Here is a 17,875-nt window from a genome sequence, read left to right on the forward strand (position 1 = left end):
ACGGGATGCCGCATTCAGCTTCCCGTTTTCTGGCCCGGGGCCCCCGCGTGGGGATACGTCACTTCACCCACGAGGACGCCGCCGAGTTCACCGCTCGGGCCCGGGAGAGCAAGGATCTGCACCAGCCGTGGCTGTTCCCGCCGGCGAGCGGGGACGCGTACACCGCCTACGCGGGACGGCTGATCCAGGATCCGACCAAGGCCGGGTTCCTCGTGTGCGAGCTCGACGGCGGGGGAATCGCCGGGTTCATCAACATCAACAACATCGTGCAGGGCGGCTTCCAGTGCGGTGCGCTGGGATACGGCGCCTTCGCGCACGCGGTGGGGCGCGGGCTGATGCGCGAGGGGATGAACCTCGTGGTGGACCACGCCTTCGGGCCGATGCGGCTGCACCGGCTGGAGATCAACGCGCAGCCCGGCAACGCCGGGTCGATCGGTCTCGCCCGCAGCTGTGGGTTCCGGCTCGAAGGCTTCTCACCGAACATGATCTACATCGACGGCGCCTGGCGCGACCACGAGCGCTGGGCGATCACCGCCGAGATGCGGACTTCCGGTTGACCTTCATCGTGTCCAGGTCCGTGACCGTCGACTTCAGATCCCGGAAGCCGTAGCCGAGGCCCCGCAGAGCGGTCTCGGCGCGGTCCTCCGCGATCGCCGCCGCCATCTCCTCGCCGTCCGCCGCGTCCGACACCACCACATACCGCCACGAGAAGTGCTTGAGCGGCGACGGTTCGTAACTGAGCGAGCCCTCCTCGCCGAACCGCATGCTCAGCATCCCGTGCTCCGAGGCCTCGCCCAGCAGCCGCTGCCGCGCCTCGTCCGTCAGCGCGTCCCAGGTGCCCCGGACGATCACCCGGTACGTGTGCTGCTCGCCCATCCGCCGTTCCACTCCTCGGTCCGTGCCGTCGATCGCCCGACTCTACGTCGACGTGGACGCACCGCACGCGGAATATCCCGGCGCCCCCGTCTTTGCGGAATCCTGCCGGTGGCGCCCCTGGCCACCGCACCGGTTGCCGGGTTCCATGGTGATCGTGACGACGATCCGACGTGAGGTACTGACCCTGCCCACCGCGGAGTTGGGTCCGGACAACCCGCTGCCCCCACTGCGTCCGCTCGACGAGGCACACCTTGTCGACGCCCGGGACCGGGAGGCCCTGCCCCGGGACATGGCCCGCCAGGTCGGCTACGAACCCCTCTGCAGCCTGCTTCCCACCCGCGTCCGCGACGGCTACGACAGAGACCGCGCACCCCGCCGGATCGACGCCCTGGTGATCGAGAACGACCGGCTGCGCGCCACCGTGCTCCCGGCCCTCGGCGGCCGGATCGCCTCCCTCGTCCACAAGCCCACCGACCGTGAACTCCTGTACCGCAACCCGGTGTTGCAGCCCGCCAACTTCGCCCTCAACGGCGCCTGGTTCTCCGGCGGCATCGAATGGAACATCGGCGCCACCGGCCACACCACCCTCTCCTGCGCACCTCTGCACGCCGCCCGCGTCCCCGCCCCCGACGGCGGCGAGATGCTCCGCCTGTGGGAGTGGGAACGCCTGCGCGACCTCCCGTTCCAGGTCGACCTGTGGCTCCCGGACGGCTCCGACTTCCTCCACGTCGGCGTCCGCATCCGCAACCCGCACGAGCGGCCCACGCCCACCTACTGGTGGTCCAACATCGCGGTACCGGAGCAACGCCGGGTCCTCGCACCGGCGTCGGAGGCCTGGCACTTCGGGTACGAGCGGCGACTGCGCCGGGTGCCCGTGCCGTCGTACGACGGAGTGGACTGGACTTACCCCCTCAACAGCCCTTACGCCGCCGACTACTTCTACGGGATCCCGGACACGCGGCGGCGCTGGATCGCCGCGCTCGACGCGGACGGGCACGGACTGGTGCAGACGTCCACCGATGTGCTGCGAGGCCGCAAACTCTTCGTGTGGGGCACCGGCAGCGGTGGCCGCCGCTGGCAGGAGTGGCTCACCGAACCGGGGGCCGGCGGCTACTGCGAGATCCAAGCAGGCCTGGCCCGCACCCAGTTGGAGCACATACGGCTCGACCCGGAGAGCGAGGTGTCCTGGCTGGAGGCCTACGGTCCGCTCGACGCCGAGGCCGAGGGGGAGTGGCCCGCCGTGGTGGACGGTGCCGAGGCCCGGCTCGAAACCGCGCTGCCCCGCGCCGACTTGGACGCCGCCTACGCCGCCTGGAAGCCGTACGCCGACACCGAACCCGGCGAGATCCTCGCCACCGGCTCCGGCTGGGGCGCCCTCGAAGTCCTGCGCACCGACTGGAAGTTGCCCGGCACCCCCTTCGACGATGCCACGCTCGGTGAGGCCCAGGCGCCCTGGGCGGCGCTGCTGCGCAGTGGTGTGCTGCCCGAGCCGCGCCGGGTCCGGCCGCCCGGCGAGACCCTCGTCGCCCCGCACTGGCGGGACATGCTGGAGACGGCGCCCGCCACCCCGCTCACCGAGTACCACCTCGGCGTCGCCCAATGGCACGCCGGCGACCGGGCGCAGGCGGTGCGCAGCTGGGAGCGGGCCCTCGAACTCGCCCCGTCCCTCTGGCCGTTGCTGCGCTGTCTCGCCGTGGCGGACGAGGAGTCGGGGAACCACGAGCGGGCCGCCGACCGGTACAACGAGGCCTTCGCCGACCTGTGCCACGAGCGGCGCGACGCCGGCGAGAGCTGGACCGCCGCCACGGCCGCGCTCGGCCGCGAGGCCGTCGAGGCACTGCTGCGGGTGCGGCGGGTGGCGGACGCCCGCGCCGTCTGGGAGATGCTGCACCCCGCCACCCGCGAACGCGGCCGATTCCTGCTGCTCCAGGCCGAGTTGCTGCTCGCGGAAGGGCGGCGTGACGACGCGTGGGCGGTCTTCGCCGACGGCTTCGAGGTCGCCGACCTGCGCGAGGGCGCCGAGTCGATCGGCCGGCTCTGGACCCGTCTCACCGACGAACCACTGCCCACGCGCTACGACTTCCGGATGGGGCCGGAAACGTCCTGAGGCGAGGTGAGGTGAGACGTGGACCGGCGGTCGGCTGTCAGCCCCGCCGGTCCACATACTCGTAGACCGTCCCGTCCGGATGGACCGCGATGAGATTGCGGCCCGCCGGTGTCGCCAGCGGGCCCGCGACGATCCGGGCGCCGAGTTCGGTGAGGAGTGTGTGCGCCTCGTCGACGTCCTTGACGGCGATCGTCGCCGCGACCTTGCGCAACACCTCCAACTCCGCCTCGGGCCCGCTCATCAGCAGGAAGAAACCGACCGCGGCCACCGACACCCCGCCGCGCTCGAAACGGAGCGCCGGGGCGCCCGTGAGGCGTTCGTAGAAGGGGACGGCGGTCTCCAGGTCGTCGACGCAGATACGCAGCGTGGCTCCCAGAATGTCCATACGGACGAGCCTAGTTGGGACGGCCGGGCCGTGGTGATCCTTTCGGACGATCCCGGCCCGGCAGCGTCGCGGGTGTACTCAGACGGCCTTGCGGCACAGGATCTCGCCGTGCAGCACGGCGAACCAGCCGTCGTCCTGCTTCCCCCACTCCCGCCAGGCGTCCGCTATGGCGCACAACTGTTCGGTGGTCGCGTGGCCGCCCTCGGTCGCGACCGCCGCATACGAGGACGCGACCGTGCGGTCCGCCCACAGGCCGCTCCACCAGGCCCGCTCGTCCGGAGTGTGGAACGTCCAGGTGCTCGACGTCGCCGTGATGTCGCTCAGCCCCGCCCGCAGTGCCCACGACTTGAGACGGCGTCCGGCGTCCGGCTCGCCGCCGTTGGCGCGGGCCACCCGCCGGTACAGCTCCAGCCAGTCGTCCAGCCCCGGCACCTCCGGGTACCACGTCATCACCGCGTAGTCCCCGTCACGGGCGGCGATGAACCCGCCCGGTTTGGTCACCCGCACCATCTCCCGCAGGGCCTGCACCGGATCACCCACGTGCTGCAGCACCTGATGGGCGTGGACCACGCAGAACGTGTCGTCCGGGTAGTCCAGTGCGTGGACATCGGCGACCGCGAAGTCGACGTTCGTCAGCCCGCGCTCGGCGGCCGTGGCCCGGGCCTGGTCCAGGATCCCCGGCTCGCGGTCGACACCGGTGACGGTGCCGTCCGGGACCAGGGCCGCCAGATCCGCGGTGATGGTGCCCGGACCGCAGCCGATGTCCAGGATCTTCATGTGCGGCTTCAGCGAACCGAGCAGGTAGGAGGCCGAGTTGACGGCAGTTCGCTGGGTGTGTGAACGCAGTACGGACTCGTGGTGCCCGTGCGTGTAGACGGCGGTCTCCTGCGGTTTCGGCATGGCTCTACCTACCCCTTCGCGTCTTCTTCCTCGTAGACGGAACGGTACGCGCGCATGTCGAATGATGAGACCTGCGTTTTACGATGTGGACTGACGGGTGATCAGGGACTCGATCATCGGCCGGTACACCGTCAGCCCCTCCGGCAACTCCTCCAACGTCAACTCGCCGCCCACGTCGATGACTTCACCGTCGTAGGCCAGCAGCGTGCCGGGCGCGAGACCGCTCAGACGCAGGCGGTGGACCTGGGTCGCCGCGTGCGCCGGGGAGCGGCTGAACGGGCCCGCGAGGGCCGCCGCGAGCAGTCGTAGCGCGGGCCTGCGACCGCCGTGCACGACCCGTATGTCGAGCCGTCCGTCCGCCAGGTCCACCCGGCGGCCCGAGGCGATGCCCTTCCGGTGGTAGGTGCCGTTGCCGGCGAACAGCAGCCACAACGGGCGGGTACGGCCGCCGAGTTCGGCCTGCAGCGGATGCCGGTCCGCGCGCAGTACCCACAGCGCCGCCAGCACGCCCGCCGGCCAGCCACCGATCCGGGGCGCCCAGCGTTCCCGCTCGCGCACCAGCTCCGGATACACGCCCAGGCTCAGGGTGTTGAGGAAGATGCCCCGGGTGGCGCCGGACGTGAAGCGGCCGACGTCCACGCGGACGGCGTCGCCCTGTTTGACCGCCCGGCCCAGGTCCCGGGGGCCCTCCACACCGAGGTCGTAGGCGAAGTGGTTGAGGGTGCCGCCGGGGAGGACCGCGAGGGGCAGGCCGTGGCGGAGGGCGACCTCGGCCGCCGCGTTCACCGTGCCGTCGCCGCCGCACACCCCGAGGACCCGGGCGCGGGCCGCCGCCTTCTCCAACTCGGCCCGTATGTCGGCCGGTTGGCAGGCCACGATCTCCGCGCCGGGCAGTACGTCGGTCAGCGCGTCCGCCTTGTCCGCGGTGCCCGACGCCGAGTTGACCACCATGACCAGACCCGCACCGTCCTCCAGCGCCGGCACCTCGGCGCGCTCGCGGGCCGGTGGCACGATCTGCCCGCGGGTCGGCACCATGCCGCGCACCGCGAACGCCGCGCACGCGCCCAGGGCGGCGCCCGCCAGCACGTCGCTCGGGAAGTGGACGCCGGTGTAGACGCGGGACAGGGCGACCAAGACCGCGATCGGGGCCACGACGGCACCCCAGGCCGGCGACTCCAGGGCCACGCCCGTCGCGAAGGCCGCCGCCGACGCCGCGTGACCGGACGGGAACGAGGTGGTGATCGGCTGCCGCTTCAGCTGCCGTACCGGCGGGACCGGGTCCAGAACGGGTCGGGGGCGGCGCACGGACCGCTTGCCGATGGTGTTGATGGCCAAGGAGGCGACGCTCAGCGAGGCGATGCCCCGGGCGGCGGCCCGGCGGGCGCGCGGAGTACGGCTCGCGGCCACTGCGGCGGCCGTCGCGAACCACAGCACACCGTGATTGGCACTCCGGCTCAGCCGGGGCAGCACCGGCTCACCGGCGGGCCAGTTCCGTTCGGCCGCCGCCTCGAAGAGACGGGAGTCCAGGGAGAGCAGCCACTCGCGCAGGGCGTGGCGGCCGGGAAGGGGGACCGTGAGGTCGACGTCGGGGCTCATGCGGTGCCGGGTACCCTGAAATGGCCGTTTGTTGCCCGGCGGACCCTCGGCGGACCGTTTCATCGGAGGAACCCCCGCATGCGCCTGCTCCTCATCCGCCACGGCCAGACCACGGCCAACGTGGACTTCCTCCTCGATACGGCCGTCCCGGGCGCGGAGCTGACCGACCTCGGCCGCCGCCAGGCCGCGGCCCTCCCCGCCGCCGTGGCCGGCGAGGACATCGAGGCCCTCTACGCCTCCACCCTGATCCGCACCCAGCACACCGCGGCCCCGCTGGCCGCCGCCCGCGGCCTCGACGTCCGCGTCCGGGACGGCATCCGCGAGCTGACCGCCGGTGACCTGGAGATGCTCCCCGGCGACCGCGAGCCCGGCCACGAGTACATGCGGATCGTGTTCGCGTGGGCGGCCGGTGACACCCGGCTGCGGATGCCGGGCGGTGAGAACGGCGTGGAGGCCCTCGCCCGCTACGACGGCGTCATCGCCGAGGCCGCCGACAGCGGCGCCCGAACCGTCGCCATGATCAGCCACGGCGCCGCGATCCGGATGTGGACGGCCGCCCGCGCCGACAACGTCGACGTGGACTTCGCCGCCGCCCGCCCCCTCGACAACACCGGCATCGTCATCCTGGACGGCTCCCCGGCCGACGGCTGGAAGGCCCTGTCCTGGGCGGGCGCGCTGGTGGAGGCGGCCGGACCGGACACCGAGGGCGGCCCGGCCGGGCAGCCGCTCGACGCGGACCAGCGGCCCGACAGGGCACAATAAAGGTTTGCCCGGCCGCGAGGCCGCCCCACAGAATGCGTGGTCATGGGACATCTGGAAGCCGCACACCTCGAGTACTACCTCCCCGACGGGAGGCCGCTGCTCGGCGATGTGTCCTTCCGGGTCGGCGAAGGCGCCGTGGTCGCCCTGGTCGGGCCCAACGGCGCCGGCAAGACGACCCTGCTCCGGCTGATCTCCGGAGAGCTGAAACCGCACGGCGGCACGGTCACCGTGAGTGGCGGCCTGGGCGTGATGCGCCAGTTCGTGGGCTCCGTACGCGACGAGAGCACCGTACGGGACCTGCTGGTGTCGGTCGCCCCGCCCCGCATCCGCGCGGTCGCGGCGGAGGTCGACAAGGCCGAGCACGGCATCATGACCGTCGACGACGAGGCGGCCCAACTCGCCTACGCACAGGCCCTGTCCGACTGGGCCGAGGTGCACGGCTACGAGTTCGAGACCCTGTGGGACATGTGCACCATGGCCGCGCTCGGAGTGCCGTACGACAAGGCGCAGTTCCGGCAGGTCAGCACTCTCTCCGGCGGTGAGCAGAAGCGGCTCGTCCTGGAGGCGCTGCTGCGCGGGAGCGACGAGGTGCTGCTGCTCGACGAGCCCGACAACTACCTCGACGTGCCCGGCAAGCGGTGGCTGGAGGAGCGCCTCAAGGAGACCCGCAAGACGGTCCTGTTCGTCTCCCACGACCGCGAACTCCTCGCCCGCGCCGCCGAGAAGATCGTCTCCGTGGAACCCTCGCCGACCGGCGCCGACGCCTGGGTGCACGGCGCCGGCTTCGCCACCTACCACGAGGCCCGGCGCGAACGCTTCGCCCGCTTCGAGGAGTTGCGCCGCCGCTGGGACGAGAAGCACGCCCAGCTGAAGAAGCTCGTCCTGAACCTCCGTCAGGCCGCGTCCATCTCCCACGAGTTGGCGTCCCGCTACGCCGCCGCCCAGACCCGCCTGCGCAAGTTCGAGGAGGCGGGCCCGCCCCCCGAGCCGCCCCGCGACCAGGACATCACCATGCGCATCAAGGGCGGCCGGACCGGAGTAAGGGCCGTCACCTGCAAGGGACTTGAACTGACGGGGCTGATGAAACCCTTCGACCTGGAGGTCTTCTACGGCGAACGCGTCGCCGTCCTCGGCTCGAACGGCTCGGGCAAGTCGCACTTCCTCCGCCTCCTCGCCGGCGACGACGTGAAGCACACCGGGGAGTGGAAGCTCGGCGCACGCGTCGTGGCAGGCCACTTCGCGCAGACCCACGCCCACCCCGAACTCCAGGGCCGCACCCTCCTCGACATCCTGTGGAAGGAGCACGCGCAGGCCCAGGGACCCGCCATGTCCCGGCTGCGCCGCTACGAGCTGACCGGCCAGGCCGAGCAGAGCTTCGACCGCCTCTCCGGCGGCCAGCAGGCCCGCTTCCAGATCCTGCTCCTGGAACTCCAGGGAGTCACCGCGCTCCTCCTCGACGAGCCCACCGACAACCTCGACCTGGAGTCCGCCGAAGCCCTCCAGGAGGGCCTTGAGGCCTTCGACGGGACCGTGCTCTCCGTCACCCACGACCGCTGGTTCGCCCGCTCCTTCGACCGCTACCTGGTCTTCGGCAGCGACGGCAGGGTCCGCGAGAGCACCGAGCCCGTGTGGGACGAGCGGCGGGTGGAGCGCGCGCGATAGCTCCCTCCGTGCGGAGGCTGCGGGGCCGGAATGTTCGTACAGTGGTGTCAGGACCGTGAGACTCGACGAGCGGGGCACACCATGACCGGAGTCGACCCTGCGCGCCTGGACGACTCGCAGCTCATGAAGGAGCTGGAGACCATCCACCGCACGCGCCACGACACCCTGCTGTACGGCTCGAACGACGCGCTGCGCGCCCACAACGACCGCATGGCCGGGCTGGAGGGCGAGTACCTGCGCCGCCATCCGCGCCGCCTCGTGGCCCCCGGCCGTACCCGGCAGGGGGCACGCGAGCGGGACTGACGCGGGTTTGTGCCCTGAGGTCGGGGGCAGGCGAATCCTCAGCGCTGGAGCGCAGACGCGTTCCTCACCGGTGACCGTCCAACCCGGAGCATGCTCAAGGGAGTTGTGACGCACCATGCCCAGCACCACGTCCCCTCGTACGCACCAGAAACGCCATGCCCACCCTGACGCCCCCGACACCGCGGAGGCGTTCCGCACCCTGGTCACGCTGCCGCCGGGCCCGCAGCACGACACCGTCCGCGAACGCATCGTGGAGGCCTGGCTGCCCATGGCCGACCGGCTCGCCGGACGGTTCCGCAACCGGGGCGAGAGCACCGAGGACTTACGCCAGGTCGCCGCCATCGGCCTGGTCAAGGCCGTCGACCGATACGACCCCGGGCGCGGCAACGCCTTCGAGAGCTATGCCGTGCCGACCATCACCGGCGAGATCAAACGGCACTTCCGCGACCACATGTGGACACTGCACGTGCCGCGCCGGGTGCAGGAACTGCGGAACCGGGTGCGGGTCGCCGGGCAGGAGCTGGAGCAGACGCTGCCGGGGCGGCGGCCGACCGTGGCGGAACTCGCCGCGCACGCGTGCCTCTCCGAGGAGGATGCGCGGGCCGGGCTGGAGGCGCTGGAGAGTTTCAGCGCGTTGTCGTTGGACGCGGTGACCTCCGGCGGCGCGGACGGGTGGGCGTTGGGGGACGTACTCGGGTCTGCTGATCCGGCGTTGGACGTCGTGGTGGACCGGGAGGCAGTGAAGCCGCGGTTGGCCGCGCTGCCCGAGCGGGAGCGGGAGATTCTGTACCTGCGGTTCTTCGGGGACATGACGCAGAGCCGGATCGCGGAGGAGTTCGGGATTTCGCAGATGCACGTGTCCCGGTTGATCAGCCGGTGTTGCCGGCGGATCCGGGAAGAGGTTCTTGAGGACGCCGCGTAGCGGTTGTATGTCGGCCGCGGGTCCGTCGGGGCTGGTCGCGCAGTTCCCCGCGCCCCTTTGGACCCGGCCTGCGTTTCACTCGCTCGGCCCGTCTCCTTAACCCCAATGGGGCCTGGCCGCGCGCGGCTCTCTCCTGACCGGGCTGTGATGGTGTTGCCGCCGTCCTCGGTCTAAGGAGCCCCGCTCATGCGCCGCACCGCCCTTGCCCTGTCCGTCGTCGCCCTGGTCGGCGTCGTCGGGGGTGCCGCCGCCCCGGCTCTGGCCGCCGATCCGGGCGCTCAGGTCAGCCCGAGCACCGCCCAGGCGGGCGGGAGCGTGACCGTGTCCGTCTCCTGCGAGGTGATCGGAGGGATCGCGCCCGAGACCCTGGACGCCTCCTCCCAGGCCTTCGACGACGGGACCGTTCAGCTGCGGCGGGTGCCCGGCGACGACGACCGGGTGGCCGGAGCCGCGTATCGCGGTACCGCGCGCATCTCCGACGACGAGCAGGTCGGACGGGACGCCGCGTGGACCGTCGACGGGTCCTGTCCGGCGCCGCCGGGCGGGCAGGGCAGGCCGTGGAGCGCGACCTTCAGCGTGGAACACGGGGGAGGAGGCGGGCAGCGGCCTTGCCAGGAACCCCGGGCCGACTCCTGTGCCGGTGCCGCAGTGATCGAGCGCGGGGTGCGGGCCGGGGAGGGCGGCACCTTCACCGACTCCGTGCCGGCGCTGGTCGCCGGGGGTGTGCTGATCGCGGGCGCGTTCGGTGGTGCCGTGTACCGGCTGCGCAGGCGGACACCGGGACACTGAGGGCGCGACCAGGACACGGCACGGCACTGCACCAGCGACTGCGCGGAGGCACCATGCGGCAGGCGGACGCGGTAGGCCAGGGACCCGTCCGTTACGGGCCGGTGTTCCCCGACGACGGACTGCCCGTCCTGCCGGAACTGGCCGCCGTCCTCGCCGCCGCCGCGAGCCGCACCGGGGAACAGCCGGTCGGCGGAGCCCCCGCACTGCTCGACGCCGCGAGCGGCTACTTCGAACGCCGTGGCCTGCCCGCCGAAGCCGCCCGCGTGGCCGCCGCCCCGGGCGCCCCCGCGCTGCTGGTCGCGCTGACCGCGGCGCTCGGCGGCGACGTCCTGGTACCCAGACCCTGCGCCGCCTGGTGGGCGCCGTACGCCCGGCTGCTGGGCAGACCCGTGTTCCATGTGGGCACTCCGGCCGAGTGCGGCGGGGTGCCCGACCCGTACGCCCTGCTGGAGACCGTGCGCAGGGTCCGGGACGAGGGCGGTGACCCACGGCTGTTGGTGCTGTCGGTCGCCGACGATCCCACCGCCACCGTCGTGCCGCCCGAGGTCATGCACGAGACCGTCGAGGCCGCCGCGGGCGAGGGCCTGCACCTGGTCAGCGACGAGACCTGGCGCGACACCCTGCACGCGCCCCGGCGCACCATGCTGCTCAGCCCCGCCGAGATGCTGCCCGACCGGGTCACCGTCGTCACCGACCTGGCCGGCGCGCTCCTCCCGTCCGGCTGGCCCGCCGCCATCGCCCGCTTCCCCGCCGGCCGCGCCGGGAACGCGCTCCACGCGCGCGTGCTCGACGTCCTCACCGCACTCGGCGCCCGCGTCGCCGCACCCGTCGCCGCCGCGGCCGGCCACGCCCTCGGCGAACCCCCGCCCGTCAACGCCCGCCGCGACACCGCCGTAGGCCTGCACGCGCGCGTGGCCGCCGCCGCGCACGCGGCCGTCACCGGGGCGGGGGCGTTCGCCCGGCCGCCGCAGGCGGGACGTCATCTGTACGTCGATCTCGGGCCGTTGCGCCACGCGCTCACCCCGCAGGGGGTGGGCGACGCCCAGGACCTGGAGGAGTTCCTCACCGCCCGGCTCGGCATGCCCGCGCCGGGCGGTCACCGTTTCGGCGACGACCTGGGCGCGCTGCGGGTACGGCTGTCCACCGGACCACTGCTGGGCCGAACCGACGAGGAACGCGCGGAATGCCTCATGTCACCCGTGCCGTTGGAACTGCCACACGTGCAACGCGCGTTGATGTCCTTGAGGTCGATCTTCGACGATCTCCGCGACGACGCTCAGCGATGGGAGCCTCCTCGATGACGCAGCAGTCCGAGTCGACCACCAGCACGCCGACCGCGCGGGAAACCGCCGACCAGACGCCCCCGTTCGTCCCCTCCTCGCCCCCGCTCGCCGAACCCCGCCCCCTCGGCGAGCGCCGTGTGTGGCCCCGGACCTTCCACGACCGGCTCACCGCCCCGCTGCCCGGCCTCAAGGCGATCGCCCGCTTCGCCCGCGAGGGCTCGGTACGCCCCCGCCCCGAGGGGCTCGCCGACATCCCCCGACTCCCGTTCGCACCCGAACCACTGCCCCGGGTCGACTCCCTGACCGTCGCCGTCACCTGGGCGGGACACGCCAGCTGGGTGGTGCGCATCGGCGGGCTGACCATCCTCACCGACCCGGTCTGGTCCCGCCGCATCCTCGGCACCCCGGCCCGGATCACCCCCGTGGGCGTCGCCTGGGAAGCGCTCCCGCCGATCGACGCCGTAGTCATCAGCCACAACCACTACGACCACCTCGACGCCCCCACCCTGCGCCGACTCCCGCGCCACACCCCGGTGTTCGCCCCGGCCGGCCTCGGCAGCTGGTTCCGGCGCCGCAGATTCACCCGCGTCACCGAACTCGACTGGTGGGAGGCGGCCCAACTCGACGGCGTACGGCTCGACTTCGTGCCCGCCCACCACTGGTCCAAGCGCAGCCTCACCGACACCTGCCACTCCCTGTGGGGCGGCTGGGTGATGACGGCACCGGACGGACAACGCGTCTACTTCGCGGGCGACACGGGCTACGGCCACTGGTTCTCCCGCATCGGCGCCCGCTACCCCGGCATCGACCTCGCCCTGCTCCCCATCGGCGCGTACGACCCCCGCTGGTGGCTGAGCGACGTCCACTGCGACCCGGAGGAAGCGGTCCGGGCAGCCCAGGATCTGGGGGCGCGCCGGATGGCCCCGATGCACTGGGGCACCTTTGTCCTCTCGGCGGAGCCGGTCCTGGAACCGCTGACACGGGTCAAGGCAGCCTGGGAGAAGGCGGAGTTGGCGCGCGAGAACCTGTGGGATCTACCGGTGGGAGGCTCAAGAGTGCTTGCCTAAACGGGAGTTGTCCTGCGTACGCGCCGCCACACGGTCGGGGCGGCGCTGATCACCACGGTCAGTACAACCGCCGCCACCACACCCTCCCACGGCTCCGGAAACAGCGACCCACCGAGAATGCCGATCAGCTGGTACGTCACGGCCCACGCCAGACACGCGGGCGCGTTGCCGCGGGCGAACCGGCGGATCGGCCACTCGGCCAGCAGACAGGCCAGCATCACCGGGATACGGCCCGCCGGCACCATCCGGGACAGCACCAGCACCGTCACCCCGTGGTCGGCCAGCTTCTTCCGGGCCTGCTCAAGACGGTCCTCCGGAGCCCGCGCGCGGATCGCCTCCAGCCAGCGCGAGCCGTTCTTCGACCCCATCCCGCGCCGCCCGAGCCAGTACAGCGCGATGTCCCCGAGGAACGCGGCCAGCGACGCCGTCACGAACACCAGCGCCAGCGCGAACGGCGCCGTCTGGTGAAAGGCGACCACGGCCGCCGAACTCACCAGCGCCCCCGTCGGAATCACCGGCACCAGCGCCCCGAACAGCACCAGCAGGAACAACGTCGGGTAGCCGATGGCCTGTTGGGTGGACTCGGGCGAGGTCGTCGTCGTCGCGGACAGCGCGTCCGCGATCCAGCTCACCGCGCGACCTCCGGACGTACGCTGTCCCCGTGCCCGAGCCGGTGCACCGCCACCGAGGGCGCCAGTCGGGCCGCGATCCGCACGAACTCGTCGCCCGGCGTGTGGAATTCGTGCGGGCGCACCGCGTCCATCCCGATCGGCCAGTACGTGCCGTAGTGCACCGGCACCGCACTGCGCGGCGCGAGCCGCACCAGCGCCTGGGCCGCGCGCCCCGCGTCCAGATGCCCCTCGCCGAGATACGGTCCCCAGCCGCCGACCGGCAGCAGCGCCACGTCGACCGGCCCGACCTCCTTGGCCATGTCGTCGAACAGCCCGGTGTCCCCGGCGAAGTAGGTGCGCGCCTCGCCCTCGACGACGTAGCCCAGCGCGGGGGAGCGGTGCGGCCCGACCGGCAGCCGCCGCCCGTCGTGCCGCGCGGGCACGACCCGTACGACCAGGTCACCGACCATCGTCCGGTCGCCGGGGGACACCTCGTCGATCCGCAGTTGCCGGAGCCGGCGCAGCCCGGGCACCGCGCGGAGTGCGCCCCGGGGCACGAGCAGGCGCGTACCCGGGGCGAGGGCGCCCAGCGAGGGAAGGTGCAGGTGGTCGGCGTGCAGATGGGAGACCAGCGCCAGGTCCGCGCGCCGGGCCTCGGGCGGCGGCACCGGACCCCGGCGCCGTCGTAGATGCGCGAGCCGGCGGGCGAACAGGGGGTCGGTGAGGACACGTACGCCCGAGTCCTCGATCGTGCAGGTGGCGTGACCCCACCAGGTGATCTCCACCGGCACCTTCTTTGCCTCCTTCGCGCGACTCCCCCGAAGCCTACGGGCAGGAGTAGGGTCGGCGGCGAAACCCGGAGGTGAGGGGGACGCCATGGGACAGGTACGCGGTGCCTCCGGTATGCCCTCGCGGGTCAGGGTCACGGCGATCGCCAGCCTGACACCGCTGGAGGAGCTGGACGAGGACCCCTTCCTGGTCGACTCCCGCAGCCAGCACGCCATGTGCGCCCGCTGGGCCGCCGACCACGGCTATGTGATCGCCCGCGAACTTCTCGTGCGCGGACTGCGCCCCGACCACAGCGCCCTGTGGGACGGCGTCCGCCCCGGCCTCGACCTGTTCGTCGCCCCCAGCCGCCGGGTCCTGGAGAGCGCGCTGTCCTCCGTCGAGGAGTTCACCGACGAGTGCGCGCGCCGCGGGGTGCGCATCGAGACGGTGGGCCGCGCGGAACCGTCGTACGACGCCCAGGCCAAGGCCCGTGTGCACCGGCGGCTGTCGATGCCCACGGCCGGCTACGACGGCCGCTAGCTCCGGGGTCCCCGCGTCCCGTATGACAGGCTGGGGACAGGCCCGCCAGGTCGACGGGCCCGGGACGTGAGGTGTACGGGGCGTGCGTGGAGGGCGTTGGCGGCGGCTCGCCAGTCAGATCGGGCGGAGCATCGCGGTGTGGGCCGTCTCCACGGTCACCATGCTGGTGCTCGCCGGGATCCTGCCCGACTTCCAGCTCCAGTCCGCGGACGGCGACAGCGCCACCCGGATCGCGGTCACGGCCGCGCTCGGCGCCGGCGCCTTCGGTGTGCTGTCGGCCCTGGTCTGGCCGCTGCTGGTACGGCTGTTGCTGCTGGTGCCCGCACTCGTCCTCGGCCTCCTGGTCTTCGTCCTCAACGGCTCGCTGCTGCTGATCGCCCTGCGCATCAATCCGGACGGAGGACTGCGCGGCCAGGTCGCCCCCGAGACCGCCGTGGTCGTGGCCGCCGTGATGTCCGCCGTGGCTTCGGCGACCGGTGGTGCCCTGGCCGTGCGCGACGACGACGCCTACCGCCGCCGCCTCTACCGCCTCGCCGACCGCCGTCGCAGAGCCCTCCCGCCCGGCCCGTCCTCGCCCGGCACGGTCTTCCTGCAGCTCGACGGCGTCGGCCACGACGTCCTGCTCGACGCGATGGAGAAGGGGCTGATGCCCACTGTCGCGCGGCTCCTCGGCGGCGACCGCGCCACCCACCGCCTCACCCCCTGGCGCACCGACTGGTCCAGCCAGACCGGCGCCAGCCAGCTCGGCATCCTGCACGGCTCCAACCACGACATCCCCGCGTTCCGCTGGTACGAGAAGGACACCGGCGAGGTGATGGTCTGCAACCGCCCGACCAGCGCCGCCGAGCTCCAGCGCCGCGCCGTCGAGCACACCGGCGACGGCGGCCTCCTCACTGTGGACGGCGCCAGCCGCGGCAACCTGTTCAGCGGCGGCGCCGACGAACAGGCCCTCGTGCTGTCCATCGCCATCCGCCGCCGGGGCCGCGACAACCGCTCCCGCGCGGGCTACTTCGCCTACTTCTCCGACCCCGCCAACGCCGTCCGCACCGCGCTGTCCTTCGTCGCCGAGGTCGGCCGCGAGATCGGCCAGTCGACCCGCTCCCGCCTCACCAAGCAGCGCCCACGCATCAAACGCGGCGGCCTCTACCCCCTTGTCCGCGCCTTCGCGACCGTCGTGGAGCGGGACGTCGTCGTCGCCGCGGTCATGGGCGACATGCTCGCCGGCCGCACCGCCGTCTACGCCGACCTCGTGGCCTACGACGAGGTCGCCCACCATTCCGGCCCGCGCAGCCGCGACGCCGCCAAGGTCCTCCAACGCCTCGACCGCTCCCTCGCGTTGATCGAGAACGTCGCCGAGCACGCCCCGCGGCCGTACCGCATCGTCGTCCTCTCCGACCACGGGCAGAGCCCCGGCGAGACCTTCCAGGGCCGCTACGGCCTCACCCTCGGCGACCTCGTACGGGCGGGCTGCGGGCTGCCCGTGCCGCGTCGGGCCCGCCGTACCCACAGTGGCGCGGAGGCCCGTGCCGCCGTACGCGCGGCGCTGCGCAGGCCCGCCAAGGACGGCGACGAGCGGCAGGTTCACGCCGGCCGGCACTCGGAGCCGATCGTGCTGGCCTCCGGCAACCTCGGCCTGGTCTCCTTCCCGGACGTGCCGCACCGTATGACCAAGGAGGAGATCGACGCCCGCCACCCGGCGCTCCTCACCACCCTCGCCAACCACCCCGGCGTCGGCTTCGTCCTGGTGCGCAGCGAGGAGTACGGCGGAGTCGTCCTCGGCGCGCACGGCGCGGAGCTGCCGGTGGCCGAACTCGACGACAAGCAGGGCCCGTTGGCGGACTTCGGTCCCGGGGTCGCGGACGCCGTCCGGCGCACGCACTCCTTCCCGCACACCGCCGACATCATGGTCAACTCCTGGTACGACCCGGTCGAGGGCGAAGTCCTCGCCTTCGAGGAGCAGATCGGCTCTCACGGCGGCCTCGGCGGCTGCCAGGGCAAGCCGTTCCTGCTGTCGCCGCGTGCCCTCTCCGCGCCCGTCGAGGACGGTGAGGACCTCGTCGGCGCCGAGCGCATTCACCGCGTACTGCGGCGCTGGCTGCGGGAGTTGAACGGCCCGCAGGTGCCGCTGACGGCGGAGCCGGAGGAGCGGGCCGCCTGAAAATGGGCTGCGGTGGGCGGTTCGTGCGCCCACACTGTTCGAGTCTCCCCACCTCGAACCTCCTTCAGGAGCTGCTGCTTTGCAGGCTGCCGTCACTGTCACGCCCGCCCGGATCCCCGAACTGCTGCTGGGTCTCGCGACCGTCCGCCCCGTCTTCCTCTGGGGCGCGCCCGGCATCGGAAAGTCTTCCCTGGTAAGGGAGTTCGCCCAGTCGCTGGGGCTGGAGTGCGTCAGTCTGCTCGGTACGCAGCTCGCGCCCGAGGACCTGATCGGCGTACCGCAGATCCGCGACGGGCGGTCGGTGTTCTGCCCGCCGGAGGCCATCGCGCGGGACGAGCCCTACTGCCTGTTCCTCGACGAACTCAACGCGGCCACACCGGATGTGCAGAAGGCGTTCTACTCGCTGATCCTGGACCGCCGCATCGGAAACTACGAACTCCCCAAGGGTTCCATCGTGATCGGCGCCGGCAACCGCGCGACCGACAACGCGCTGGCCCGCCCGATCGCCTCCGCGCTGATCAACCGGCTCACCCACGTCCACCTGGAGGCGTCCCCGAAGGACTGGCTCAAGTGGGCCGCCGCCAACGGCATCCACCCGTGGGTCCTCGACCACCTCACCGACCGCCCCGACCACCTGTGGTCCAAGCCGCCGAAGACGGAAGAACCCTTCTCCACGCCCCGCTCCTGGCACATGCTCTCCGACGCGCTGGGCTCCTTCGGGCCCGACCTCGACGAGGACACCCTCAAGGTCATCGCGCACGGCACGCTGACGCCCGCGCACGCGGTCGCGTTCTGCGGCTACGTCAAGATCGTGCGCAGCCGCTTCGGCATCGAGGCCGTCCTCAAGGGCGACGCCCGCTGGCCCAACCGCACCGAGGACCGCGACCTCCTCTACTACCTCGCGGAGTCGTTCCGGGGCCGCCTCATCAAGGAACTCCCCGCCAGCAAGGACCACTTGTCGGCGAACGGCCGCCAGACCGCGTACCGCGCCAAGTCCCTGCTCGTCCAACTCGCCGAGATCTCCGTCGAGGTGGCGCAGAGCGTCATCGCCTCGGACGACGACGGCAACCCGGTCCTTCCGGCCTGGTTCCTGGTGGAAGCGGCCCGGGACATGCCCCGCCTGGTGGAGGCGCGCCGATGAGTTCC

Annotated in this window: 18 protein-coding genes; 12 read left to right on the forward strand and 6 right to left on the reverse strand. The window is 72.5% G+C overall.

Features of this window, described 5'->3' with window-relative positions:
- The first annotated feature begins 5 nt into the window (after nucleotides 1-5).
- Entirely contained in the window at nucleotides 6-557 is a 552-nt protein-coding gene (locus OC490_RS05560) for a GNAT family N-acetyltransferase (RefSeq protein WP_262056646.1), read from the forward strand.
- Here the strand turns inward: OC490_RS05560 and OC490_RS05565 are convergent.
- A complete protein-coding gene (locus OC490_RS05565) occupies nucleotides 529-876 on the reverse strand; it encodes a DUF6204 family protein (RefSeq protein WP_262056647.1) in 348 nt (115 codons plus the stop codon). The genes OC490_RS05560 and OC490_RS05565 overlap by 29 nt on opposite strands.
- Before the next feature lie 145 nt (nucleotides 877-1,021).
- On the opposite strand from OC490_RS05565, the gene OC490_RS05570 reads away from it, so the two are divergent.
- Nucleotides 1,022-2,983 carry a DUF5107 domain-containing protein gene (locus tag OC490_RS05570; RefSeq protein ID WP_262056648.1) on the forward strand — a complete coding sequence of 654 codons (1,962 nt, stop codon included), beginning with the start codon at nucleotides 1,022-1,024 and terminating at the stop codon, nucleotides 2,981-2,983.
- Nucleotides 2,984-3,020: 37 nt separating this feature from the next.
- Here the strand turns inward: OC490_RS05570 and OC490_RS05575 are convergent, their stop codons facing one another.
- The 3 genes from OC490_RS05575 to OC490_RS05585 form a co-directional block, all read right to left on the reverse strand.
- Nucleotides 3,021-3,368: a VOC family protein gene (locus OC490_RS05575; protein ID WP_262056649.1), complete on the reverse strand. Its 348-nt coding sequence runs from the start codon at nucleotides 3,366-3,368 to the stop codon at nucleotides 3,021-3,023.
- 78 nt (nucleotides 3,369-3,446) lie between these two features.
- Complete coding sequence (locus OC490_RS05580; RefSeq protein WP_262056650.1) at nucleotides 3,447-4,268, reverse strand: class I SAM-dependent methyltransferase; 822 nt, start codon at nucleotides 4,266-4,268, stop codon at nucleotides 3,447-3,449.
- A gap of 78 nt (nucleotides 4,269-4,346) precedes the next feature.
- A complete protein-coding gene (locus OC490_RS05585; protein WP_262056651.1) occupies nucleotides 4,347-5,864 on the reverse strand; it encodes a bifunctional phosphatase PAP2/diacylglycerol kinase family protein in 1,518 nt (505 codons plus the stop codon).
- Nucleotides 5,865-5,942: 78 nt separating this feature from the next.
- On the opposite strand from OC490_RS05585, the gene OC490_RS05590 reads away from it, so the two are divergent.
- From OC490_RS05590 to OC490_RS05620, 7 genes are all read left to right on the forward strand, one after another.
- Complete coding sequence (locus OC490_RS05590; protein WP_262056652.1) at nucleotides 5,943-6,626, forward strand: histidine phosphatase family protein; 684 nt, start codon at nucleotides 5,943-5,945, stop codon at nucleotides 6,624-6,626.
- A gap of 42 nt (nucleotides 6,627-6,668) precedes the next feature.
- Complete coding sequence (locus OC490_RS05595; RefSeq protein WP_262056653.1) at nucleotides 6,669-8,288, forward strand: ABC-F family ATP-binding cassette domain-containing protein; 1,620 nt, start codon at nucleotides 6,669-6,671, stop codon at nucleotides 8,286-8,288.
- A 30-nt stretch (nucleotides 8,289-8,318) separates the two neighbouring features.
- Entirely contained in the window at nucleotides 8,319-8,591 is a 273-nt protein-coding gene (locus OC490_RS05600) for a DUF6158 family protein (RefSeq protein WP_262056654.1), read from the forward strand.
- Between the two features lie 115 nt (nucleotides 8,592-8,706).
- Nucleotides 8,707-9,513 (forward strand): RNA polymerase sigma factor SigF, encoded by an 807-nt coding sequence (locus OC490_RS05605; protein ID WP_262056655.1) that lies wholly within the window; start codon nucleotides 8,707-8,709, stop codon nucleotides 9,511-9,513.
- A 186-nt stretch (nucleotides 9,514-9,699) separates the two neighbouring features.
- Nucleotides 9,700-10,302, forward strand: coding sequence for a hypothetical protein (locus OC490_RS05610; protein ID WP_262056656.1), 603 nt, complete (start codon nucleotides 9,700-9,702; stop codon nucleotides 10,300-10,302).
- A 53-nt stretch (nucleotides 10,303-10,355) separates the two neighbouring features.
- Nucleotides 10,356-11,603 (forward strand): aminotransferase class I/II-fold pyridoxal phosphate-dependent enzyme, encoded by a 1,248-nt coding sequence (locus tag OC490_RS05615; RefSeq protein ID WP_262056657.1) that lies wholly within the window; start codon nucleotides 10,356-10,358, stop codon nucleotides 11,601-11,603.
- A complete protein-coding gene (locus OC490_RS05620) occupies nucleotides 11,600-12,652 on the forward strand; it encodes an MBL fold metallo-hydrolase (protein ID WP_262056658.1) in 1,053 nt (350 codons plus the stop codon). Before OC490_RS05615 ends, OC490_RS05620 begins: the two co-directional genes overlap by 4 nt.
- On the opposite strand, the gene OC490_RS05625 is transcribed toward OC490_RS05620, so the two are convergent.
- Nucleotides 12,649-13,284 (reverse strand): DedA family protein, encoded by a 636-nt coding sequence (locus OC490_RS05625; RefSeq protein WP_262056659.1) that lies wholly within the window; start codon nucleotides 13,282-13,284, stop codon nucleotides 12,649-12,651. The two genes, OC490_RS05620 and OC490_RS05625, sit on opposite strands and share 4 nt — an antisense overlap.
- A complete protein-coding gene (locus OC490_RS05630) occupies nucleotides 13,281-14,054 on the reverse strand; it encodes an MBL fold metallo-hydrolase (protein WP_262056660.1) in 774 nt (257 codons plus the stop codon). Before OC490_RS05630 ends, OC490_RS05625 begins: the two co-directional genes overlap by 4 nt.
- An 85-nt stretch (nucleotides 14,055-14,139) precedes the next feature.
- Between OC490_RS05630 and OC490_RS05635 the strand changes: the two genes are divergently transcribed.
- The 3 genes from OC490_RS05635 (at nucleotide 14,140) to OC490_RS05645 (ending at nucleotide 17,870) form a co-directional block, all read left to right on the forward strand.
- A complete protein-coding gene (locus OC490_RS05635; protein WP_262056661.1) occupies nucleotides 14,140-14,571 on the forward strand; it encodes a hypothetical protein in 432 nt (143 codons plus the stop codon).
- 82 nt (nucleotides 14,572-14,653) lie between these two features.
- Nucleotides 14,654-16,729 (forward strand): phage holin family protein, encoded by a 2,076-nt coding sequence (locus tag OC490_RS05640; RefSeq protein WP_262056662.1) that lies wholly within the window; start codon nucleotides 14,654-14,656, stop codon nucleotides 16,727-16,729.
- Between the two features lie 79 nt (nucleotides 16,730-16,808).
- Nucleotides 16,809-17,870, forward strand: coding sequence for an ATP-binding protein (locus OC490_RS05645; RefSeq protein WP_262056663.1), 1,062 nt, complete (start codon nucleotides 16,809-16,811; stop codon nucleotides 17,868-17,870).
- Nucleotides 17,871-17,875: the final 5 nt, after the last annotated feature.

It is taken from the genome of Streptomyces sp. STR69, assembly GCF_024519455.1.
Lineage (GTDB): Bacteria > Actinomycetota > Actinomycetes > Streptomycetales > Streptomycetaceae > Streptomyces.